We start from the raw sequence: 19,521 nt of genomic DNA, 5'->3' as shown, positions 1-19,521 counted from the left end.
GATTCTCTTAATAAATCAAGCCACCAATTGGATTAAGTAACTTGCTAAGTCCTTTATTGAAATGTAGCGCACTACTAACAACAGTAAAGCACAAACATCCCTCTTTTGTTAGGGGGGTGTGTTGATGACGGCCATCTTGCCAAATAAAGTCACCAGGAACATAACTGCCCTCTTCGTCTGTAAATTCACCATCAAGCAGTAAAGTAACCTCAAAACCGGTATGTGTGTGCTCCGGAATTTCTCCACCAGCATCTATATGTAACAAGCTTGAACGTAAATGGCCATCATCAAGGGCAATTCGAGAACGCGCAAGCTTACCTACTTGGGTAAATTTACCATGCGAGATCCGTGTTAAAGCTCTCGGCAAGCTGTAATTATGCTCATTAACATTAATACTAACTGGTTCAATAGAATATACTTCATCAATCGAGTCATCGGCAGTGATCATATCAAGTAAACTTGATTCAATTACATCATCGGCTTGCTCATCAGTTGCCACATCCATATTGTCACTAAAAACTGCTCGCGCATTAGCCGCTTCAAGTTTTTCAGCTTTAGCTTGGCACACTGGGCACATATCAACATGTATTGATACGGCAAGGCTAAGCGATGCTGGAAGTGTTGCTGCACAGTATTGTGTCAGTAGTGTTTCACTCGGGTGATGTTTAATCATGCTGATCTCCCATTTCATTACGTAATTTCTGCAAGGCTAAACGTAATCGTGATTTTACCGTGCCTACTGGAATGTTTAATTGTTGAGCTAACTGCTCTTGCGACATATCTTGAAAATAAACGCCGCGCACCACTTCTCTTTGCGCTTGAGGCAGTTTATCTAAATAACGTTTAATTTGTTGATCTTCAAGGTGGTCGCTGTATTCATGATCTGTATCTTCAGATTCATTCAATAACGGCCAAATGTCTTCGCTAATATTTTCTTCTTTGTTACTTTTCATTTTACGAAGCATGTCAAAAGAGGCGTTACGCATTACGGTATAGACCCAAGTAGTAGCTGCACCCTTTTCACTATTGTATAAGTGGGCTTTACGCCATACGGAAGTGAGGGTTTCTTGAACTAATTCCATTGCTTGGGCTTCAACACCAAACTGCTTTATGCCGAAGCGCTTAATCTTAGGTGCAAAATATTCAAACAAGTACGCGAAAGATTTTTTATCGCGAGATTGAGCTACATTAACTAATGCTTCCCTGAGTTCCGTACTTGGTGTTTCTGGCATGGCAGTGTACTTACCTGTGTTAGGTTCACAACTTAGTGATTGTTGTTGACTTACCATAGTAAAATGTCCCGTTATTGCTTTAGTGAATACCATTACGAGCAATGGTTACAAGCGGATCATAATTATTTTAGGCAAATTCGTTATTTATCACAGTATGGAGGAAACTAAGCAAGTTATCAAAGTTAGTCTCAAATGCAAGTTGTTGTTTTTTCTCTATAGAAATGGGAAGTAATTCAAGCCATCGTGCAACAATCCACGTGAGTTTATTAAACTTGGTGGTTTTGTAAAGCGATTGCAAATCGGGGTTATTCGCAAAGACTTCTTCTAGTGTCACTTGTAAAAAGTGGTGCTGACCAATTTCGTGGTTGTCTTTGTTGTACCAATAAGGTGTGTTGCAAGCGGATACATCACCATGGCGAAGTTCCTGCTCATCTTGATACACGTTATCTATTTGCACACTCTTAGATGCAAATACATCAATTAATAGCATACCACTTTCGTCTTGATCAAAGTCAATGACATCCATTAAACAGCCTTGGGCGCTTATGTTTAACGGGGTGTCATGCTCAAAGGTACATAAAACAAAACCGCTATTGGTTTTTAATGCGTTTTTTACCATCGTTAAATAACGAGGCTCAAATATACGTAATCGCGTATAGCCTTCAGGTAATATAAATATAGGTAATGGGAAAATCGCACGTTTCATAAAGTCTACTTCTTTCAAACACTCTGCCTTTATTTACGTGCGCTTTATTCAAGTCGATCAGCTTTAGTTACATCGATTGCTTCACAGTGCAAATGCATCCGCTAATTAAACCTCATTCCCACATTTTTTATCATGTAAACCAAGTAATAAACACTCAGTATACTTGCCACAGGTGCCAACATTAAGGCTAATAATTCGAACTCACTGTTCATTACTCTTATTCCCTTTTTATTGCTTTGGTTGTGCTTTAACTACACGTTGTTTTTCGTCCATGTTGCTATTATCAACCACAGGATTACTTTCAAGTAAGCTGTCAAGAATAACCTGTGCATCAAAAGAAACGGCTTCTTTTACTGACTTTTCAAGTTCATTGCTTGCCTGTGACACATAAGTAGACACAGTGTTAGTTAGCATATCTGTAATATTTAAATCGACTTCTGTAGCGTTAACGTTAGTTGAACCTAATACAAGTAAGCTTGCGATTGTGATGTTGATTGAAGTGTTCATAATAGTATTCCTTGTTTGTTTATTGGTTAGTACGCTTAGTTACAATCAAGGGCTATGCCATAATGAATAAACTTTGTAAGCCATTGTTTTAAAATGAAATAAATTAATAAAAAAGAAATCCACAAAATCTAGGTTAGTAAATTTGACCAATTAATTTTAAAATAAAACCAAATAATAGTGTGTTTGTTAATGTTCAGTAAATTAATGACTTTGTTTCGTATTTGAAAATTTCAGCGTACACATGTACACTAAAATTCATTCGCAAAGTGGTAGGATCTGTTATGTCTTTTGAAGCTCCCTATTCTAAAAAAGAAGAGCTGTTAAATGTTATTAGTCATGCCTTAGGCATTGTATTTGCTGCTTTTGTTTTTTGGGATTTAGTTAAACAAACTAATAGTGTGAAAAGCTATGCCAGTACTCTGATATACGGCAGTAGCTTGTTTATTTTATTTTTATCTTCAACGCTTTATCACGCCAGTGTGCGCCCAAGATTGAGAGCGTTTTACAAAAAATGTGATCATTGCGCCATCTATTTACTGATTGCAGGCACCTACACGCCCTTTTTGTTGCTGTCGTTATCTGGGCTCTGGTCTTGGGCTACCTTAGCCTTTATTTGGACAGTAGCGTTTGCAGGCATCGCTTATAAGCTATTGGTTAAAAATGGCAATAAAAAAGTTTCACTGGCTACTTATTTATTAATGGGATGGTTTGCATTAGCCATCGTGTATCCGCTTTATTTAAACGTGCCTATCAATGCACTTTATTGGCTATTAGCTGGCGGCTTATTCTATAGTGTAGGTACTATTTTTTACAGTGCAAAAAGTACTCAATATAGCCATGCTATTTGGCACCTTTTTGTTATTGGTGGGTGTGTAAGCCATTACATTTCGATCAGTAATTATGTATATTAGGCTGGTTAATTTCAAAAAATGTAACTTACAGCGATATACTTGTTTTTCGCTGCAGAAGTAGTACTTAAACTGATTATTAGAAAGTTTCTAAATGGTGCATCCGTAGGTTGTACCAATGTTCAAAATGATGGTTTAGACCATTTTTGTTTTTTTCGCTTTAAATATCTTAAAGTAACAGCAAGTAAAAGCCCGTGGTCAAGTGTTTACTAATTTCGTGCTAAAAAAGTGGCAGTGAGTTTAGCTACCCCTAATAACTTAATTATTTTTCAAAGCGCCGCTATTACGAGGTATTTTAAGCACCAAACCCCTACCAATTATGACCCCTACTTACATACCAACCGGCAAAATTTCTAGCAATTCAACGAATTTAAAAGACCCCATACATAAGCAAGTTTGGTATTAAATTTTTAATAACCAATTAAACTTCACACATTTTATTGTCTCAATCATATTGTTGTCATAACAACGACATAGGGTAATAGTCTATTTTGTAGCAATTTGTATTAAAAGTGCTTCCAATATCACCAAAGTTAAGGATAAAAAATGATAAAACAATATAAATTATTCTCGATACTAATCATGTTATTAATTCCTTTTTATGGCTTAGCAAATCAAATAGCCTGTGAGATTCATAAGAAAGAATTTACGCTTATAAATTGGAATGCATGGGAAATGGGACAGAAAAATAATTATCCATTTTTACAAGTTAGGGAGCAGCTGCTTTCTTATAAGCCTGATATTGTTGCTTTACAAGAAGTTAAGCGCTGTGGCTCTGGTTTTTATCATCTATTACGCCCTAATATTGATTTTGATATACAAAAAATGTGGTGTGCAGAAAATAAGGCATACCCAGGACGTGGAGAAGGCTCTGCTGGTAGCTATGGAATTGGGTTAGCGAGCAAATTCAAAACACTCTCTGATAAAATAATTAGAGAGATACACGGCCGAACTGTTTTAGGGGCAAAGTACTTAATTAATGACAAACCTGTATGGATTTGGTCTGCACATACCGCATTTGTAACAAGTCCCACTGATACAACAAGACTCAGTGATTTTGAAACAATTGCAGAGCTTATTAATCACCATGTTTCTGACTCTGCTCCTGTTATATTGGTCGGTGATTTTAATGCTGATAGAGATAATCCATCGGGGAATACCGATCCAGAGCGCGGCGAAATGCAGGTGTTTTTTGACCAGGGCTTTATTGATTTATGGCGGGAGAAATACCCAAACATTGATGATAGACCGGGTCATACATATTACGATAAAAGCCGGATTGATTATATATTGGCTCGAGATTTGCCGCTGGATTGGCATATTAAAAAATTAAAAGTACTAGATAATATTTGGTGTGATATTGGAATGGATAATCAAGGGAGAACGATAGGCTGCGGCACTGACACACGAGTAGATCATAGCCCCATTTTGATTAAGATAGCGACGGAAATATAATAAGCATTAAGATTAATATTAGCCTTGTATCGATGCTAATAGTCGTCAATATGAAACAGCTACTAAATCGTCAAGTAAATAACGGTTACTGCATAGTCTTGATTTTAATCCGGAGGCAGGCCTAGTGGATTGATATTTTACTCAAACCAAGTCAGCCTTTATACGAGTTTGAAGTACCACCAAAGTTTATGAGGCTGTAAAGTTACACAAAGTATGAATCGTCGTGGAAACTCTTAGGATAATGCGCCAATGAAGTGGTTTTTTAGAAGCCTAAAACGCAGTGCATGCAAAGGTTGGGTATGCAAACCGAGAAGTCCACTATTATTTTTCCGGGGATTACCCTTACAAACCTATATTTTTGCTTGCACGCCTTTACGTACTTTTGAAAATTCATACCTTAAGCTCTTGTGTACTTATTACGTTAATCAATAAAGGTATATTGCCAATGATAAAAAGTACGAAAGTAAAATACATTGCTTTAGTAACCGCACTCTTACTTACTGGCTGTAACGACTTTTCTACTAAAAAAGTTGCTGAACCACTACAGAGCTTACAGTCTTTTGCAAGTATGAGGCTGTGACAGAAAAGAGTTGGGATAAAAGAGGCATTCAAAATCAAAGCGAATGAAAAATACTTCATTTTGGTTTTAAACAGCATGAAGCCATTAGGCGGCCGGTTTAATCATCATTAAAAGACATCGAAAATGATATTGTTGATTTAATTAGAAGCAAGTTCGGCGATGATGAACCCTAACAAGTGCAAACACTCGGAAAAATTTTACCTTACGTTCCAAATTTTCTGGTGTTGCGAGCGTCACTAATGTCTGCTCTTGGCACTTTTACGAAGTTAAACTTTGAGTGAACTATAGTCATTCAGGTGAATCGTAATCAGCTTGGCAAGAGGACTCTTTATTCTTTTTTGCATGTTTAAATAAGCTACAGTAAACATGCTATTAAAGATGGCAATAGCTTACACTATTTGCTATTAATATAAGTTCACAAAATAAGGACGTTTTCGCGCTAAAATAGGGAAGTGTCCCCTGATAAAGCTGCTATACGCTTAATCTAGTTTGGTTGTGATTCACTATTGGGAGTAAACTTTGAATAAAGGGATTTTATTATTTCTACTCACCGTATTTTGTACCATTAATTCTGCGAACTCCACAGAAACAACTTGGAAAACCCAAGGTTATGGTTACGTTTTTCATACTGTGGACAATAAAACCACAGCCTTTGATTTAACAACTAAGCATTGTTTGGAAAACCACCTTATCACCGATGAGTTTGAACAAATTTCGTTCATTGAAGAAACACAAAAAGTGAATAAAGAGACTCTCTTGCTTAACTTTGGTGGTTTATTTCCGTTAAAACTAACAAAATTAGATAGCTTACCTGCTCAATGCCAATCAAAAAAAATTGTTAGTATAAAAGACAAAAACTATGAATTTAATGCCAGTATTGTTCTTGACGTTCTAATGAATAATTTTGAAGAACATTATGCATTTTCAAAAGATAAAAATATTAATTGGGTTGAGCAGAGAAAATTTTGGCAAAAGAAAATAACCTCAAAAACTACTCAGAATGACCTGTTAAGTATCATAGATGACTTTCTTAAAGAGTTACGCGACGGTCATGCTATATTACTAAATAAAAAACTTGATAGGCTTTCACATTACCCACCAAGGAAGTGGTCATTTTGGGATGAATTAAAAGCGCACTCTGTAAACCCCCCTGAATACTCAACTTACTGGGAGTTACATACAGAATTGATTGAAAAGTCTCAGAAAAACATTAATAATTACATTGATAAAAACTATTCCACTCTTCAATATTACGAAAATTTTACCTTCGCAAAAACACTTCAAAATGTTGCCTATTTAAAAATAAGTAACTTTGATGGTTTCTCAAATAATGATGTCAAAGCAACAGAAGAGGTTATGGAGCTATTTACGCCTATCATCAAACAGACCAAAGGTTTAATTATTGACTTACGTTTTAGTATGGGTGGAAGTGACTTAGTGGCATTTTCTATTTTATCTTACTTAGTAGATTCAGAATTAACCTTGGGGGGAAAACAGTTCAAAATATCGACAGGCTACAGTGAACTTCAACAAATTGTTGTCACTCCGTCAAAAATTGATAATTACACTGGGAGCATTGTTGTTTTAACTAGTCAAAAAACACCTAGTGCGGCTGAGGTATTTCTTTTAGGTCTACAAGCAAGAGGGGACGTTACTTTTATTGGCGAAAGAAGCTACGGGGCTTTTAGCGATGCGTTAACAAAAGCTTTGCCTAATGGTTGGGGAATTACATTATCAAATGAAAGGTATCTTAATTATCATGGGGAAAATTATGAAAGCATTGGATTGCCTATAGATCATGAATTTGTATTTCTTAATGTGAACAATATTGAAAGCGGAATAGATGTTCAGCTTGACGAAGCTATAAAAATTTTAAGATAGCTTTATTCGGCGTATAACAAGGCGTTACCAGTGTCTGCTATAGGCACCCAGTCGATAGTCGATAGTCGATAGTCGATATAGAGTGACTTAACTTACAGTACAAATCAGTTATTTATATCGCTAACGGGTAAATTGGTTTGTTTCTGGTAAATTCATTATTTTTGTTGGATGGCGTTGCTCCGCCACTTGTCCAACCTACATTAAAAGGTAGATTGGTTAAGCCGAAGGCGCCACCCAACAGAGTTTCAGATACACGCCTTTAAAATCCGCTCATGGCACTCTCTGGCTTCTCGACAACATAAAATATTGAGAGTTATTGGCAAGGCCATTTTTCTTTGTCGGATGGCGCTTCGCTTATCCGACCTACACGGGAACTTATCTGCCGAGAGTAGTTATATCACTCCCACCTACACTCGCGCATATTCACTTTATTATTCTTAAAATTAACACCTTCTAATAACAGCTTTTGTCGTTGTTCTTGGTATTTATCACTTCCTTCGGGAAATGATATTTTACCTTGGCTATTAACCACTCGATGCCAAGGGATCGTCGAACCTTTTGGCATCTCTTTTAATAAACGACCTACCAACCTAGCATTATTAGGATAACCCGCAAGGGCAGCTACTTGGCCATAACTGGCAACACAACCTTTGGGTATACTCGCTATGATAGTATAAATTACAGTGTGTTTATCAATATCCATTTTTATTAGCGTATGCCTTGCTTAGTTGTTTAAATTGGTTCCATACAGTACGCGCCACTGGACCATGGTGAATAGCGTGTTGCCTAAACGCTCTTATTTGTGCGCTAAATTTATGCTCACGGTCGGTAATAATGATTTCTTGTAATAAACCTGCTTTTATTTCAGGTCTGCAATGATCTAAGCTCATCATTGCCCAACCAGCCCCTGAGAGTAAAAACGATTTTAAGGTAGCTACATCGTCTATTTTCATCATTGCTGACCCTTTGGAATATGAAAGCCTTTCACTGTCTATACTTAAATCGCTTTCAAACATCGCTAAGCAGGGGTAGTTTTGTAGTTGATTATAAGTGAGCTGTTTTGGTAAAACCCCTTTTGCGCTTACTATCCCAATATCGAGCTTACCTATGGGCAAACTTTCTAAATCGCCAGTGGCATGAAATAAATCAAACCACGGACCAATGCCTAGCTCTGCTTGTCCATTATTTACTTGCTCTAACGATACAAATCGTTTGCCGCTACTAATACAAAACTCGGTGCTGGTAAACTGTTTAAAAGTATTACTTATGATCTGGTTGTAACTTTGCTTATGGCAAAGCTGCTCATAACAAATTTTATATTGCGGCTCATTACCTAATGAGAGCTCTTCCGCCAGTTTTGCAAGCTCGTCATTTGCATGCAGTAGCTGTTGCGCTTCACGATGGAAGATGCGCCCTTTTTCAGTAAGTTGTAACCTATATTTAGTTCTGTCTAAAAGTTCAAACCCTATTTGCGATTCTAAGTTTTTAATCGCTAGCGTTAACGCAGGCTGCGTTTTATGAAGCTTTTGAGCAGCCCCGCTCAAGCTTTCGCTTTGTACTATGGCATCTAAAATTACTAATTGATTCAGCTTCATATTGTACCTAAAAACATCATAAATAAAACTTATTAAGTCTGTAAGATTTAATGAATTTTATTTTATATGTTTGCAGCGTATTCTGCACTTAATTAATTTGCCAATATTGCAACGGAGACAACATGAAACTCTTTCGTCTATGTTTATTAACGACGACCTTACTTAGCTTAATCGCTTGTTCTGAACCAGAGCAACAGGTTAAAGAAGAGCCTATTCGCCCTGTTAAACTTTTCACTATAGGTCACGACTCACAAATTAATATTCGTAGTTTTCCGGCTGAGGTAGTTGCAAACCAGGGATCGTACCTTGCATTTAGAGTAAACGGTGAACTTATAGAGTTTCCGGTTCTTGCTGGCGAACATGTTGAAAAAGGGGATTTATTAGCAAAATTAGACCCTGAAGATTTTCAACTGCAGTTTGATGAACGAAAGGCACGTTATGAGTTGGCAAAGTCGCAATTGAGCAGAATAGAACAGCTATTTGAAAAGAAAATCACTAGCCAATCTGAGTTAGACCAAGCTTTAGCAAATATGCAAATTGCCGAATCGGCTTTTAAAATCGCTGAAACCAACCTCGAATACAGCGAGTTGCGTGCGCCATTTGCTGGTACCGTTGCAAAGGTATTTGTAAAAAACTTTGAAAACATTCAGGCAAAGCAAAATATTTTACGCCTAGAAACTCGCGATTTGATGGACGTAGAAATTCAGGTTCCTGAAAAAATAGTGGCGCGTTTTAAAAAAGGCACTGATTACCATCCAACAGTTAAATTTGATGGTTTTGAAGATAAAGAATACACCCTCGACATTAAAGAGTGGGACACCCAAGCCGACCCTGCAACACTTACCTATAAAGTTGTATTTTCGTTACCAGTTCCTGATGATTTTAACTTGCTAGCCGGTATGACTGGCCGTGTTTTAATTGATTTAAGTAAAGTAACTCGCTCGCAGGTTGCTTATACCATATTGCCTATTGAGTCGGTTTTTTCTGATCCCCAAAAAGCGATTAACAATAATGCCTATGTTTGGCTTTACGATGAGCAAACGGGTCAAGTTCATAAGCAAGCTGTTGAAGTTGGCCAATTACACCACGATGGCATAGAAGTACTTAGCGGCATAAAAGAAGGCCAAGTTGTGGTGTCTGCTGGTGTGCATTCAATAGAAGAAGGCATGAAAGTTCGCCCATGGAATAAAGAGCGAGGCTTATAATTATGAGCTTTGCACAACTTTCCATAGAAAAAAAAGTAATTAGTTGGATGTTTGCACTGCTGCTTTTAATTGGCGGAAGTGTATCTTATTTTGATTTAGGCCAACTAGAGGATCCGGAGTTTACTTTAAAGCAAGCTATGGTTATTACCATGTACCCTGGTGCTTCGCCGCAACAGGTTGAAGAAGAAGTCACGTTTCCTCTAGAAAATGCAATTCAACAATTACCGTATGTTGATCATGTCACGTCTATTTCGTCAAATGGCAAATCTCAAATAGCCGTAGAAATGAAGAGCACCTACCGAAAAGAACAACTTCGCCAAATTTGGGATGAAATGCGTCGTAAAATTAATGACCTTTCGCCATCGCTACCTAGTGGGGTATACCCAAGCACCATTTTAGATGACTTTGGCGATGTATATGGTGTTTTATATTCAGTTATTGGTGACGGCTATTCTTACGATGAGCTAAAAGACTACACCGATTATTTAAAACGTGAATTGGTATTAGTTAAAGGGGTGAGTAAAGTTACTATTGCAGGTGAACAACAGCCGCAAGTAATGGTAGAAATATCTACCCGTAAATTAGCCCAACTTGGTATAGCACCTAGCCATATATTTGCTTTGTTACAATCTCAAAACACGGTATCTAACGCAGGAAAAATAAGAGTGGGCGACGAATCAATTCGTTTTCACCCTACTGGCGAATTTAAAGATGTTAAAGAACTTGAAACACTACTAATTTCTAAACCAGGTGCCAGCGAGCTTATTTACTTAGGTGATGTTGCTGAAGTATTTAGAGAATACGCTGAAGTACCTACAAATGTTATTAGATACAATTCTGAGCAAGCACTATTAATTGGTGTGTCGTTTATGAATGGCGTTAATGTGGTTGACGTGGGTAAACGTATAGATGCTCATTTAGCAGAACTTGAGTACCAGCGTCCCCATGGTATTGACGTTAATGCTGTCTATAACCAACCAAAAGAAGTAGAGACCTCAGTTGACGGATTTATTATAAGCTTGCTAGAAGCTATTGCAATCGTCATTGTTGTTTTGCTTATTTTTATGGGCATTAAAAGTGGCATTTTAATTGGTGGTATTTTATTACTAACTGTTTTAGGCACCTTTATTTTTATGAAGTTGTTCGCCATAGACTTGCAACGTATATCATTAGGTGCACTGATCATCGCGCTTGGTATGTTAGTAGATAACGCTATTGTGGTGACTGAAGGTATTTTAATTAACTTAAAACGGGGTCAAACCAAACTCAAAGCCGCTATAAATATTGTAGAACAGACCAAGTGGCCATTATTAGGTGCAACCATTATAGGTATAACTGCGTTTGCACCAATTGGTTTGAGTTCTGATGCAACGGGTGAGTTTGCCGGCAGCTTATTTTGGGTGTTATTTATATCCTTGTTACTCAGCTGGATAACCGCTATTACCTTAACGCCATTTTTTGCAAATCTAATGTTTTCAGAAAATGAGTTTAAAAAAGCAAAAGATACCGAAGACGATTCAGATAACGATCCATATAAAGGATTTATTTTTACAGGTTATAAAACACTCTTAGATTTAGCAATGCATTATCGTAAATCAACAATGATCCTCATGGTAGTATTACTTTGCAGCGCTGTCGTTGGTTTTGGTTCGGTTAAGCAGTCGTTTTTTCCGGCCTCTAACACACCTATGTTTTACGTAGATTACTGGCAACAACAAGGCTCAGATATACGCGCAACAATAGATGGTATAAAGAAACTTGAACGCTATTTGCAAAAAGAAGAACTTGTTGAAGAAGTAACCAGCACAACAGGCCAAGGTGCGCCGCGCTTTATGCTTACTTATGCACCTCAAAAGTCTTACTCGTCTTATGGACAACTTATTATAAGAGTAAAAGACCGTGAAGCTGTTGCGGTAGTCATGCAAAAAGTACGTGATTATTCACAAAACTCAGCGCTATCTGCAGAGCTAAAAATAAAGCCAATGGAAATTGGCCCTTCAACTGATGCAAAAATTGAAGCGCGTTTTACCGGTCCAGATCCTGTTATTCTTAGAAAACTTGCAGCTGAAGCGGAAAAGCTTATGGCGCAAGACGATGGTGCGTTTAATATTCGAAATGATTGGCGTGCACGTACTAAAATGATTCGCCCACAGTTTAACGAGCAAAAAGCGCGACGTTTAGGAATCAGTAAATCAGACCTGGATGATGTGCTGCTTACAAGTCTTTCGGGTAAACAAGTCGGTGTATATCGTGATGGAACCCAGCTTTTACCTATTATTGCTCGCTCACCTGCGAGTGAGCGCCTTAATGTAGACAGCGTTCATGACTTGCAAATATACAGCCCTGTTTTAGGTGTATTTGTACCGGTAACACAAGTCGTTGATGAGTTTATAGTTGAATGGGAAGATAGCCTAATAATGCGTCGCGATAGAAAGCGAACAATTACAATAATGGCCGATCAAAATGTATTGGGCGACGAAACAGCCGCTAAATTGTTTGCTAGAGTACGAGGCCCTATTGAATCTATCAAGTTACCGCATGGCTACTCTTTAGAATGGGGCGGAGAATATGAATCATCTAGTAAGGCTCAAAAAGCAATATTCGGCTCTTTACCCCTTGGCTATTTAGCTATGTTTGCTATTACTGTTTTACTTTTCAACTCTCTAAAACAACCTATTGTAATTTGGGCTACAGTGCCATTGGCAATTATTGGTGTAAGTGGCGGTTTATTAGCAATGAATGCACCGTTTAGCTTTATGGGCCTACTTGGGTTATTAAGCTTAAGTGGTATGTTAATTAAAAACGGCATTGTTTTGGTCGACCAAATAAACTTAGAGCTTAGCGAGGGTAAATCACCCTATCAAGCAGTGTTTGATTCAGGCGTAAGCCGCGTCCGCCCTGTTGCTATGGCCGCTATCACCACAATACTTGGTATGATCCCATTATTGTTTGACGTATTCTTTCAGTCGATGGCGGTCACTATAATGTTTGGCTTAGGCTTTGCCACCATACTTACTCTAATTGTGGTGCCGGTTTTATACACTATGGTATTTAGAATTGACTACCCTAAACAGTCTTAATAATTAATAAAAAACGCAGCCTAGGCTGCGTTTTTTATTTGCTTGGTTTATACCAACTTAATTACTTTTTTAAGCTTAACGTGCCACTGCTCTTCGCTTTAGTTCCTGATGCGGAATTGGCTTTGTTGGCATTTGATTTACCAACATAGGTGGTTGAACGTTTCTGATAAGGCGTATTACGACTGCTTTTGTTGGCTTGCTTATGTTGTTCGCTGTTCTTTGTACCTCGAGGCTTGTCACCTTGATACTCACGCTTATGCACTGATTTTGCTTGGTTGCTTGTGGTTAGCCCAACGTTATTATTCGATGTACTATCGTCATACAGCGAATGCTCTTGCGTTTTCCCTGAATCAGCAATCGAATCGTTAATAACCGCCATTTCTGCGTCACTTAAATGTCGCCACTGCCCAACCTTCAACCCTTTAAGGGTTACATTCATAATACGCACACGCTTTAATGTAACCACTTCGTAGCCTAAATATTCACACATACGACGGATTTGACGATTTAATCCTTGAGTTAAAATAATAGTGAATTGCTGGGCACCCGTTTGCGTCACTTTACATTTTTTGGTCACGGTATCTAAAATAGGAATACCGTTTGCCATTTTATTCACAAACTGACGATTAAGTGGTTTATCTACAGTAACCACGTATTCTTTTTCGTGGTTATTGCCAGCACGAAGGATTTTATTAACGATGTCGCCTTCGTTGGTTAAAAAAATCAACCCCTCTGAGGGCCTATCCAAGCGACCAATAGGAAAGATACGGTCAGGATAATTAACCGCTTTTACAATATTACTTTGAATTTTTCGTTCTGTGGTACAGGTAATACCTACTGGTTTATTGTAAGCAATGTAAACCCGTTTTGGTGGCGCTTTTAATGGCTTACCATCAACCAATACCACATCGCTTTGTGCGACTTTAACACCCATTTCGGGTAATTCACCATTAACAGTAACACGACCTTGCTCAATATATTTATCGGCTTCGCGGCGTGAGCAAAACCCTGTCTCACTAATAAATTTATTTAAACGCTTTAAGTCTGTCATATGGCAAATCTTCTTAAATATAAAGGCGCATAGTTTAAACTACTCAAGCTATTTTTTCGCGCTTAATTTGCGCTAATTTACGCCATAGGTATTCAAGAGGCCCTTGCTTAAAATAACGACAGTAGAGTGCAGTAAACATAAGCTGTACAACCACTAAGCAAATAGCAACAAGCCAATAATCAATGCGGTTAAAACTAAGCGCCCACTGAGGGAAAAGCACTTTAAACAATAATAACTGCATAATGGTTTGGCTTATGTATAAAGTAAACGCTAACCGCCCTACGTGTTGAATGAGCCCCCCTATTTGCGCGCTGTTATTGCATAGTTTGACGATTAAATGAATATAAAGCAGCGCCACACATAAAGCAGCCAGTTCATTAACAGGCTCTTGTAACGCATAACCAATACCTTGTTCATATGACTCTAAGACTAATCGTAAGCTAGTCAGCAACACACTTAACACAGCAAGTTTAATTAGCCCCGACCTGCTAAATCCATCACTAAACACATTACATTTGTAGGCAACAATACCAATTAGCATAAAGCCAGCACTTGCCCACAGTAATAAAATAGGCACTGTTAGCAACATATAAATGCTCATTGTTATATTTTGGCTAAAATGCGCACCAATACTTTGGTAATAACTATTATATATCTGGTAAAACTCGGGAGAATCCCTATAGAGTGGTTCTTCATTAAGCCCTAACATAAACATTGCTGTGGCAAGTAAAGCGATAAAAGTAAAAAAGGCCGCTTTGTTTTTAAGCTCTTCGTCCGTGTAATCTAAATAGCGTATTACCAGTAGTGCTGACACCCCATATAAAAACAAAATGTCACCCGCCCACAGTAAAAGCCCATGTATTAAACCAAACACAATAAGCCAATATAGGCGTTTTTTTAATGGCTCAATACATTGCTGTCGCTGGAACTGAATATAAAGACCAGCACCAAATAATAACGTAAATAATGTGCGAAACCGCCCTTCAACAAATATAAGGCTTAAGGTGTGTAAAAAATTATCGCTAGCCGGAGGTGTGGTGAGTGGAGTGTAATTGAGTTCAAAAATTGCGAAGGAATAGCAGTTAATAAATACCAGGCCAAGTACTGCTATGCCCCTTATAAAATCCATATTATAATTACGCAAACTCTATCCCTTTAAATATTATCTTTGTAGCTATCGGCCCATTTTACAGCTTGTTTGTATAATTTTGGTAAAAAAGCACTGTCTAAATTAATGAGTGATACCGCTTTCTCAAGCGCCCACCAGCTTCCCGTTTCGTAAGCTTTTACCGTTTCAAGGATATAATATAAATCATTTTTCTCGCCGGTTAGTGCCGCTTTAATTTCATCTGGGAATGGCAGTTTATCAACCAACAAGTCCATTGGCTTATCTAAAATAGCATCAAGAAGAGAAAACAGCCCAGTTAAAAATGCCTCACCTTGTACTTGTTTGGCGACTTTACTGGCTATTAATTCACAAAAGCGAGCGCGAATAACACACATTTGCATAAGCTCTATCGGCTTATCACGCACTGTGTGTGCTGTAACAATTAGGCTCACAAACTTTTTTAAACGCGCTTGACCTAAATATACCAGCGCTTGTTTTAATGATGATATTTGGCTTTGCAGCGGAAATATACCACTATTTAATAAACGCAGTAGCTTATAAGCCAGTGCCGCATCAAGCTCGAATAAACCAGTGATCACTTTAATGTCAGGGTCTGGTTTCATTACTTCTGAGTAAATGGCAATGACCAGCCCATAATTATAATGAATATCTTTTTGCTCTATCATTACTGGACGCGCAAAATAATAACCTTGGAAATAATCAAACCCCATTTGACGAGCTAATTTATACTCTTCATCGGTTTCTATTTTTTCAGCTAATAGCTTAATATTTTTATATTTTTTAAGTTTATTAACTACCAGAGGGATTTCGGCAAGAGGAGTAAGTCGAATATCAAATTTAATTAAGTTGACCAGTTTTAAAAAGCGCTCCCACTGTGGTGAGTAAACAAAATCATCTAGGGCTAACTTATAGTTGCTATGGAATAACTTGCGACATAGCTCGTAAGTATCGTCGGTGGGTTCTATGGTTTCGAGTAATTCAATAACCACATCTTTACAGGGTAAGAAATCACATAAATCAAGCTTTAAGGACTCAGGACCAATATTGATCAGCGCTTTTTTACCCGATGTAATATGGCGGGTACCTAAGTTTAGCTGGTTTTCCATGATAAGCCTTGCTGTAGCTTGACCATCAGATACACCAGGAAAGCAGTTCTCAGAACTATTGCGAAAAAGTAGTTCATAAGCTACTACGTTTTGATTTCGATTGAGAATTGCTTGCCTTGCAACAAATACCGACACATTACCTACTTTATTATATTTTCACCAGACTAAGTAATTAAAGCGTAAATAGGATCGGATGTCACTGAACTTTAATAAATTTTTTAATATAAGTATGTAATATAATCAGTTATGACGTCATCCCAGCCAAAGCGCGCATGCTTAGCGCTATTTTTTATTGCTTGCCATTCTTTAGGATTAGTTTGTTTTACACTCAAAGCCTCAGATAAACAAACTAAAAATGCCTCTGCCTGAGCCAATAAGGTATCACCAGTAAAACTAAAACCAGTCACATTATGCTCAACTGTATCTTTTAAGCCGCCAACACTGTGCACAAGACAAGGCTGACCTGCTCGCATTGCCAGCATTTGGCTAATGCCACACGGCTCAAAAGAGCTAGGCATTAAAAATAAGTCCCCTAGTTGATACATTAAATCACCAACACCTTGGCCATAACCTTTTAAAAACAATAAATTGCTATTTCGTGCCATCGCAGTGGTAAATAATTGTTCTAGTTTTTTATCGCCCGAGCCCAATACAATCAAGCGACCATTATATTGGTTTATAACCTTGCATACCTCATCAATAGTTAAACTATTGTTGTGTGGCTGGCACAGCAGCAATACTTTTTGCTCGGTGAGCCGCCCTACACTGCTCACTAAAGGCCCTTGCAGCTCTGATGCCATAAATTGTAAAACACGTTGGTGAGCAATATAGTGGCTGCTGTCTAAGTGTACGTTTTTTGCCATCCAACTAAAAAGCGTAGCTTCTATCTGCTCTAAAAGCTCGCTAAGCGTTGCCTGCTTCGGGTGTTGAGTTGTGTAATCACAGCCGTTGAGTATCCCAATCAGCTTGCCCTGCTCAGCCGCTTGTTGTAAGTCACGCTCGAGTCCTTCACCACCAAAAAAACCGCCTGCATTGTTACTCGCTATCTGCACTTCTTGGCTATAACTGGGTGAAACCACATGTACTTTATCGGCTAAATTAATAGCACTGCGCATGGGGTTAAAACAATGAGGGTAACGGGGATCACAAAGCAATTGACCATCATAACTTAATGAGGGAAACCACGCTTCTAAGCTAGAGTCATCGTCTTTAAAAGGGCGAATACCTTGTAAGGCTAAGTTATGAACAGTGTACACCAAGCGCAGCTTAGCAAGTTTACGATAGCGAGGCTCAAATTTTAGTAACACTGCCACACAAGCACTGTGCCAGTCGTGTAAATGTAACGTGTTTGGTTGTTTTAATACCCCTTGTAAAAGCGCTTCACAAATCGCGGCATTAAACAGTGCAAACTTACTCGCATCAGTAGCAAATGGACGATTGTCATCATCGTTGCAATACACACTATGTGATTGGCTGAACAAAGGGTGGCTTATTACTATTTGCCTCACTGCATTTTGCGTTTGTGGAATTTCAAACAGCGATAAAACGTGAGAGGCTGAATTGAACGCAACGTTTACTTCACCAATAAAACGGCGCTCACCCAATTCAAAACCATAATCAGGAATAGCCACATCAATCGTTAGTCCCTGTGTTGCTAACGCTTTAGGTACATCACGTATGACATCGGCAACACCACCGACTTTGGCATTAGGTAACGCATCATTTTCTGCGGCAACCATTAATACATGCATTTATTTACTCTTATAGTTAGCTGCAAGGCTTTCGCCTTGCTATTTAATTATTGATTTAACTTAGTGTCTAACTTTGTCAGCATCTCGCGGGTTACCAAAACAATTCCCTTTTTAGATACTCTAAAACCATTGGCTTCGTCTGTTTTACGATCATAACCAATTTCTAATCCTGGGGGGATCTCACAGCTTCTATCAATAATGGCACGTTTAATTTTACACCCACGGTTAACTATAACACCGGGTAAAATAACCGACTCTTCAATAGTACAATATGAGCGAATATGTACATTAGAAAACAGTAATGACTTTCTCACTAATGAACCTGAAATAATACAGCCGCCCGATACGGTTGAATCAACAGCCATACCTCGACGATCGTCATCATCAAAAATAAACTTAGCTGGAGGAAGCTGCTCTTGGTATGTCCAAATTGGCCAAGTAGGGTCGTACAAATCCAATTGAGGCTCAGGCATAACCAACTCCATGTTCGCTTCCCAAAATGAATCTAAAGTCCCTACATCGCGCCAATAAGGTTGCCCTACTTGTGCAGGATCTCTAAATGGGTAAGCAAACACATTATGCTCTTCGATAATGGCAGGAATAATGTCATGGCCAAAATCACGTCCTGAGCCTTCGGTTTGTGAATCTTTTTGTAATTGCTCAAATAAAAACTCAGTATTGAATACGTAATTACCCATTGACGCTAAGCATGTACCAGGTTTACCAGGCACAGAGGTAGGTTCGGCTGGTTTTTCGTCGAATCGCCGCACTCGATTTTCTTGATCAACGGTCATTACACCAAAGGTGCCTGCTGCTTCTTCAACCGCGACTTCTAAACAGCACACGGTCATATCGGCACCATTTTCTACATGCTTTGCTAATAAACCGCCGTAATCCATACGATACACATGATCGCCTGACAAAATCATTACATATTTAGGTAGTTCATGACGAATAATATCCATATTTTGAAATACCGCATCGGCAGTACCGCAATACCATTCATCACCATGGCGCTGTGATGCAGGTAAAATCTCAACTGACTCGCCTAACTCCTTTTTAAAGTGTCCCCATGCACGATGCACATGGCGTATCAGCGAGTGAGATTTATATTGCGTTGCAATCCCTACTCGCCTTACACCAGAGTTAATACAATTTGATAGTGGAAAATCAATAATACGGTGCTTACCGCCAAAATAAACGGCTGGTTTTGCTCGCCAGTCTGTTAGCTCATGCAGACGAGAACCTCGTCCGCCGGCTAGAATCAGTGCATAGGTGTCTCTGGTTAAATTACTTATATAGCGATTTGCATAACTGGGCATATTACTCTCTCCG

At 38.4% G+C, this 19,521-nt stretch carries 16 protein-coding genes; 5 read left to right on the top strand and 11 right to left on the bottom strand.

The genetic code is table 11. The features are described from left to right. Positions 1 to 7 precede the first annotated feature (7 nt). From CWB76_RS12250 to CWB76_RS12235, 4 genes are all read right to left on the bottom strand, one after another. Positions 8 to 673 carry a ChrR family anti-sigma-E factor gene (locus tag CWB76_RS12250; protein ID WP_138607958.1) on the bottom strand — a complete coding sequence of 222 codons (666 nt, stop codon included), beginning with the start codon at positions 671 to 673 and terminating at the stop codon, positions 8 to 10. Next, positions 666 to 1,289: a sigma-70 family RNA polymerase sigma factor gene (locus CWB76_RS12245; RefSeq protein WP_138607956.1), complete on the bottom strand. Its 624-nt coding sequence runs from the start codon at positions 1,287 to 1,289 to the stop codon at positions 666 to 668. The genes CWB76_RS12250 and CWB76_RS12245 overlap by 8 nt, the downstream gene beginning before the upstream one ends. A 70-nt stretch (positions 1,290 to 1,359) precedes the next feature. Further along, positions 1,360 to 1,938 (bottom strand): LON peptidase substrate-binding domain-containing protein, encoded by a 579-nt coding sequence (locus CWB76_RS12240; protein ID WP_171039629.1) that lies wholly within the window; start codon positions 1,936 to 1,938, stop codon positions 1,360 to 1,362. A 228-nt stretch (positions 1,939 to 2,166) separates the two neighbouring features. Next, a complete protein-coding gene (locus CWB76_RS12235; protein WP_054201634.1) occupies positions 2,167 to 2,445 on the bottom strand; it encodes a hypothetical protein in 279 nt (92 codons plus the stop codon). 281 nt (positions 2,446 to 2,726) lie between these two features. Between CWB76_RS12235 and trhA the strand changes: the two genes are divergently transcribed. The 3 genes from trhA (at position 2,727) to CWB76_RS12220 (ending at position 7,269) form a co-directional block, all read left to right on the top strand. After that, positions 2,727 to 3,356, top strand: coding sequence for a PAQR family membrane homeostasis protein TrhA (gene trhA / locus CWB76_RS12230; protein ID WP_138607952.1), 630 nt, complete (start codon positions 2,727 to 2,729; stop codon positions 3,354 to 3,356). A gap of 543 nt (positions 3,357 to 3,899) precedes the next feature. Then, entirely contained in the window at positions 3,900 to 4,808 is a 909-nt protein-coding gene (locus tag CWB76_RS12225; protein ID WP_138607950.1) for an endonuclease/exonuclease/phosphatase family protein, read from the top strand. Between the two features lie 1,099 nt (positions 4,809 to 5,907). Beyond that, a complete protein-coding gene (locus tag CWB76_RS12220; protein WP_138607948.1) occupies positions 5,908 to 7,269 on the top strand; it encodes a S41 family peptidase in 1,362 nt (453 codons plus the stop codon). Between the two features lie 397 nt (positions 7,270 to 7,666). On the opposite strand, the gene CWB76_RS12215 is transcribed toward CWB76_RS12220, so the two are convergent. Together CWB76_RS12215 and CWB76_RS12210 are read right to left on the bottom strand one after the other, a co-directional pair. Next, positions 7,667 to 7,972, bottom strand: a complete 306-nt coding sequence (locus CWB76_RS12215; protein WP_138607946.1) for an MGMT family protein — start codon at positions 7,970 to 7,972, stop codon at positions 7,667 to 7,669. Next, on the bottom strand, positions 7,962 to 8,864 hold the full coding sequence (locus CWB76_RS12210) for a LysR family transcriptional regulator (protein WP_138607944.1): 903 nt from the start codon (positions 8,862 to 8,864) through the stop codon (positions 7,962 to 7,964). The genes CWB76_RS12215 and CWB76_RS12210 overlap by 11 nt, the downstream gene beginning before the upstream one ends. Positions 8,865 to 8,986: 122 nt before the next feature. Between CWB76_RS12210 and CWB76_RS12205 the strand changes: the two genes are divergently transcribed. Both CWB76_RS12205 and CWB76_RS12200 read left to right on the top strand, forming a co-directional pair. After that, positions 8,987 to 10,069 (top strand): efflux RND transporter periplasmic adaptor subunit, encoded by a 1,083-nt coding sequence (locus tag CWB76_RS12205; protein ID WP_138607942.1) that lies wholly within the window; start codon positions 8,987 to 8,989, stop codon positions 10,067 to 10,069. A 2-nt stretch (positions 10,070 to 10,071) separates the two neighbouring features. After that, positions 10,072 to 13,149, top strand: a complete 3,078-nt coding sequence (locus CWB76_RS12200) for an efflux RND transporter permease subunit (protein ID WP_138607940.1) — start codon at positions 10,072 to 10,074, stop codon at positions 13,147 to 13,149. Between the two features lie 61 nt (positions 13,150 to 13,210). Here CWB76_RS12200 and rluF read toward each other — a convergent pair whose 3' ends face one another. The 5 genes from rluF to glgC form a co-directional block, all read right to left on the bottom strand. Next, a complete protein-coding gene (gene rluF / locus CWB76_RS12195; protein ID WP_138607938.1) occupies positions 13,211 to 14,200 on the bottom strand; it encodes a 23S rRNA pseudouridine(2604) synthase RluF in 990 nt (329 codons plus the stop codon). 43 nt (positions 14,201 to 14,243) lie between these two features. Beyond that, a complete protein-coding gene (locus tag CWB76_RS12190) occupies positions 14,244 to 15,344 on the bottom strand; it encodes a DUF418 domain-containing protein (RefSeq protein ID WP_502704764.1) in 1,101 nt (366 codons plus the stop codon). An 11-nt stretch (positions 15,345 to 15,355) separates the two neighbouring features. Then, positions 15,356 to 16,570, bottom strand: a complete 1,215-nt coding sequence (locus CWB76_RS12185; RefSeq protein WP_138607936.1) for an EAL and HDOD domain-containing protein — start codon at positions 16,568 to 16,570, stop codon at positions 15,356 to 15,358. A gap of 83 nt (positions 16,571 to 16,653) precedes the next feature. After that, positions 16,654 to 18,186, bottom strand: a complete 1,533-nt coding sequence (locus tag CWB76_RS12180; RefSeq protein WP_138607934.1) for a glycogen synthase — start codon at positions 18,184 to 18,186, stop codon at positions 16,654 to 16,656. 47 nt (positions 18,187 to 18,233) lie between these two features. Further along, positions 18,234 to 19,508: a glucose-1-phosphate adenylyltransferase gene (glgC, locus tag CWB76_RS12175; protein ID WP_138607932.1), complete on the bottom strand. Its 1,275-nt coding sequence runs from the start codon at positions 19,506 to 19,508 to the stop codon at positions 18,234 to 18,236. Positions 19,509 to 19,521 lie beyond the last annotated feature (13 nt).

This window comes from Pseudoalteromonas sp. S1609, assembly GCF_005887255.1.
Classification (GTDB): domain Bacteria; phylum Pseudomonadota; class Gammaproteobacteria; order Enterobacterales; family Alteromonadaceae; genus Pseudoalteromonas.
The sequence above is the reverse complement of the archived record's forward strand: the minus strand, read 5'-3'. Positions and strand labels throughout refer to the sequence as shown.

Excerpts from the sequence above, each read along its gene's own strand:
- CWB76_RS12250 (WP_138607958.1), bottom strand. The coding sequence starts at position 673 with ATGATTAAACATCACCCGAGTGAAACACTACTGACACAATACTGTGCA.
- CWB76_RS12245 (WP_138607956.1), bottom strand. The coding sequence starts at position 1,289 with ATGGTAAGTCAACAACAATCACTAAGTTGTGAACCTAACACAGGTAAG.
- CWB76_RS12240 (WP_171039629.1), bottom strand. The coding sequence starts at position 1,938 with ATGAAACGTGCGATTTTCCCATTACCTATATTTATATTACCTGAAGGC.
- CWB76_RS12235 (WP_054201634.1), bottom strand. The coding sequence starts at position 2,445 with ATGAACACTTCAATCAACATCACAATCGCAAGCTTACTTGTATTAGGT.
- trhA (WP_138607952.1), top strand. The coding sequence starts at position 2,727 with ATGTCTTTTGAAGCTCCCTATTCTAAAAAAGAAGAGCTGTTAAATGTT.
- CWB76_RS12225 (WP_138607950.1), top strand. The coding sequence starts at position 3,900 with ATGATAAAACAATATAAATTATTCTCGATACTAATCATGTTATTAATT.
- CWB76_RS12215 (WP_138607946.1), bottom strand. The coding sequence starts at position 7,972 with ATGGATATTGATAAACACACTGTAATTTATACTATCATAGCGAGTATA.
- CWB76_RS12210 (WP_138607944.1), bottom strand. The coding sequence starts at position 8,864 with ATGAAGCTGAATCAATTAGTAATTTTAGATGCCATAGTACAAAGCGAA.
- CWB76_RS12205 (WP_138607942.1), top strand. The coding sequence starts at position 8,987 with ATGAAACTCTTTCGTCTATGTTTATTAACGACGACCTTACTTAGCTTA.
- CWB76_RS12200 (WP_138607940.1), top strand. The coding sequence starts at position 10,072 with ATGAGCTTTGCACAACTTTCCATAGAAAAAAAAGTAATTAGTTGGATG.
- rluF (WP_138607938.1), bottom strand. The coding sequence starts at position 14,200 with ATGACAGACTTAAAGCGTTTAAATAAATTTATTAGTGAGACAGGGTTT.
- CWB76_RS12180 (WP_138607934.1), bottom strand. The coding sequence starts at position 18,186 with ATGCATGTATTAATGGTTGCCGCAGAAAATGATGCGTTACCTAATGCC.
- glgC (WP_138607932.1), bottom strand. The coding sequence starts at position 19,508 with ATGCCCAGTTATGCAAATCGCTATATAAGTAATTTAACCAGAGACACC.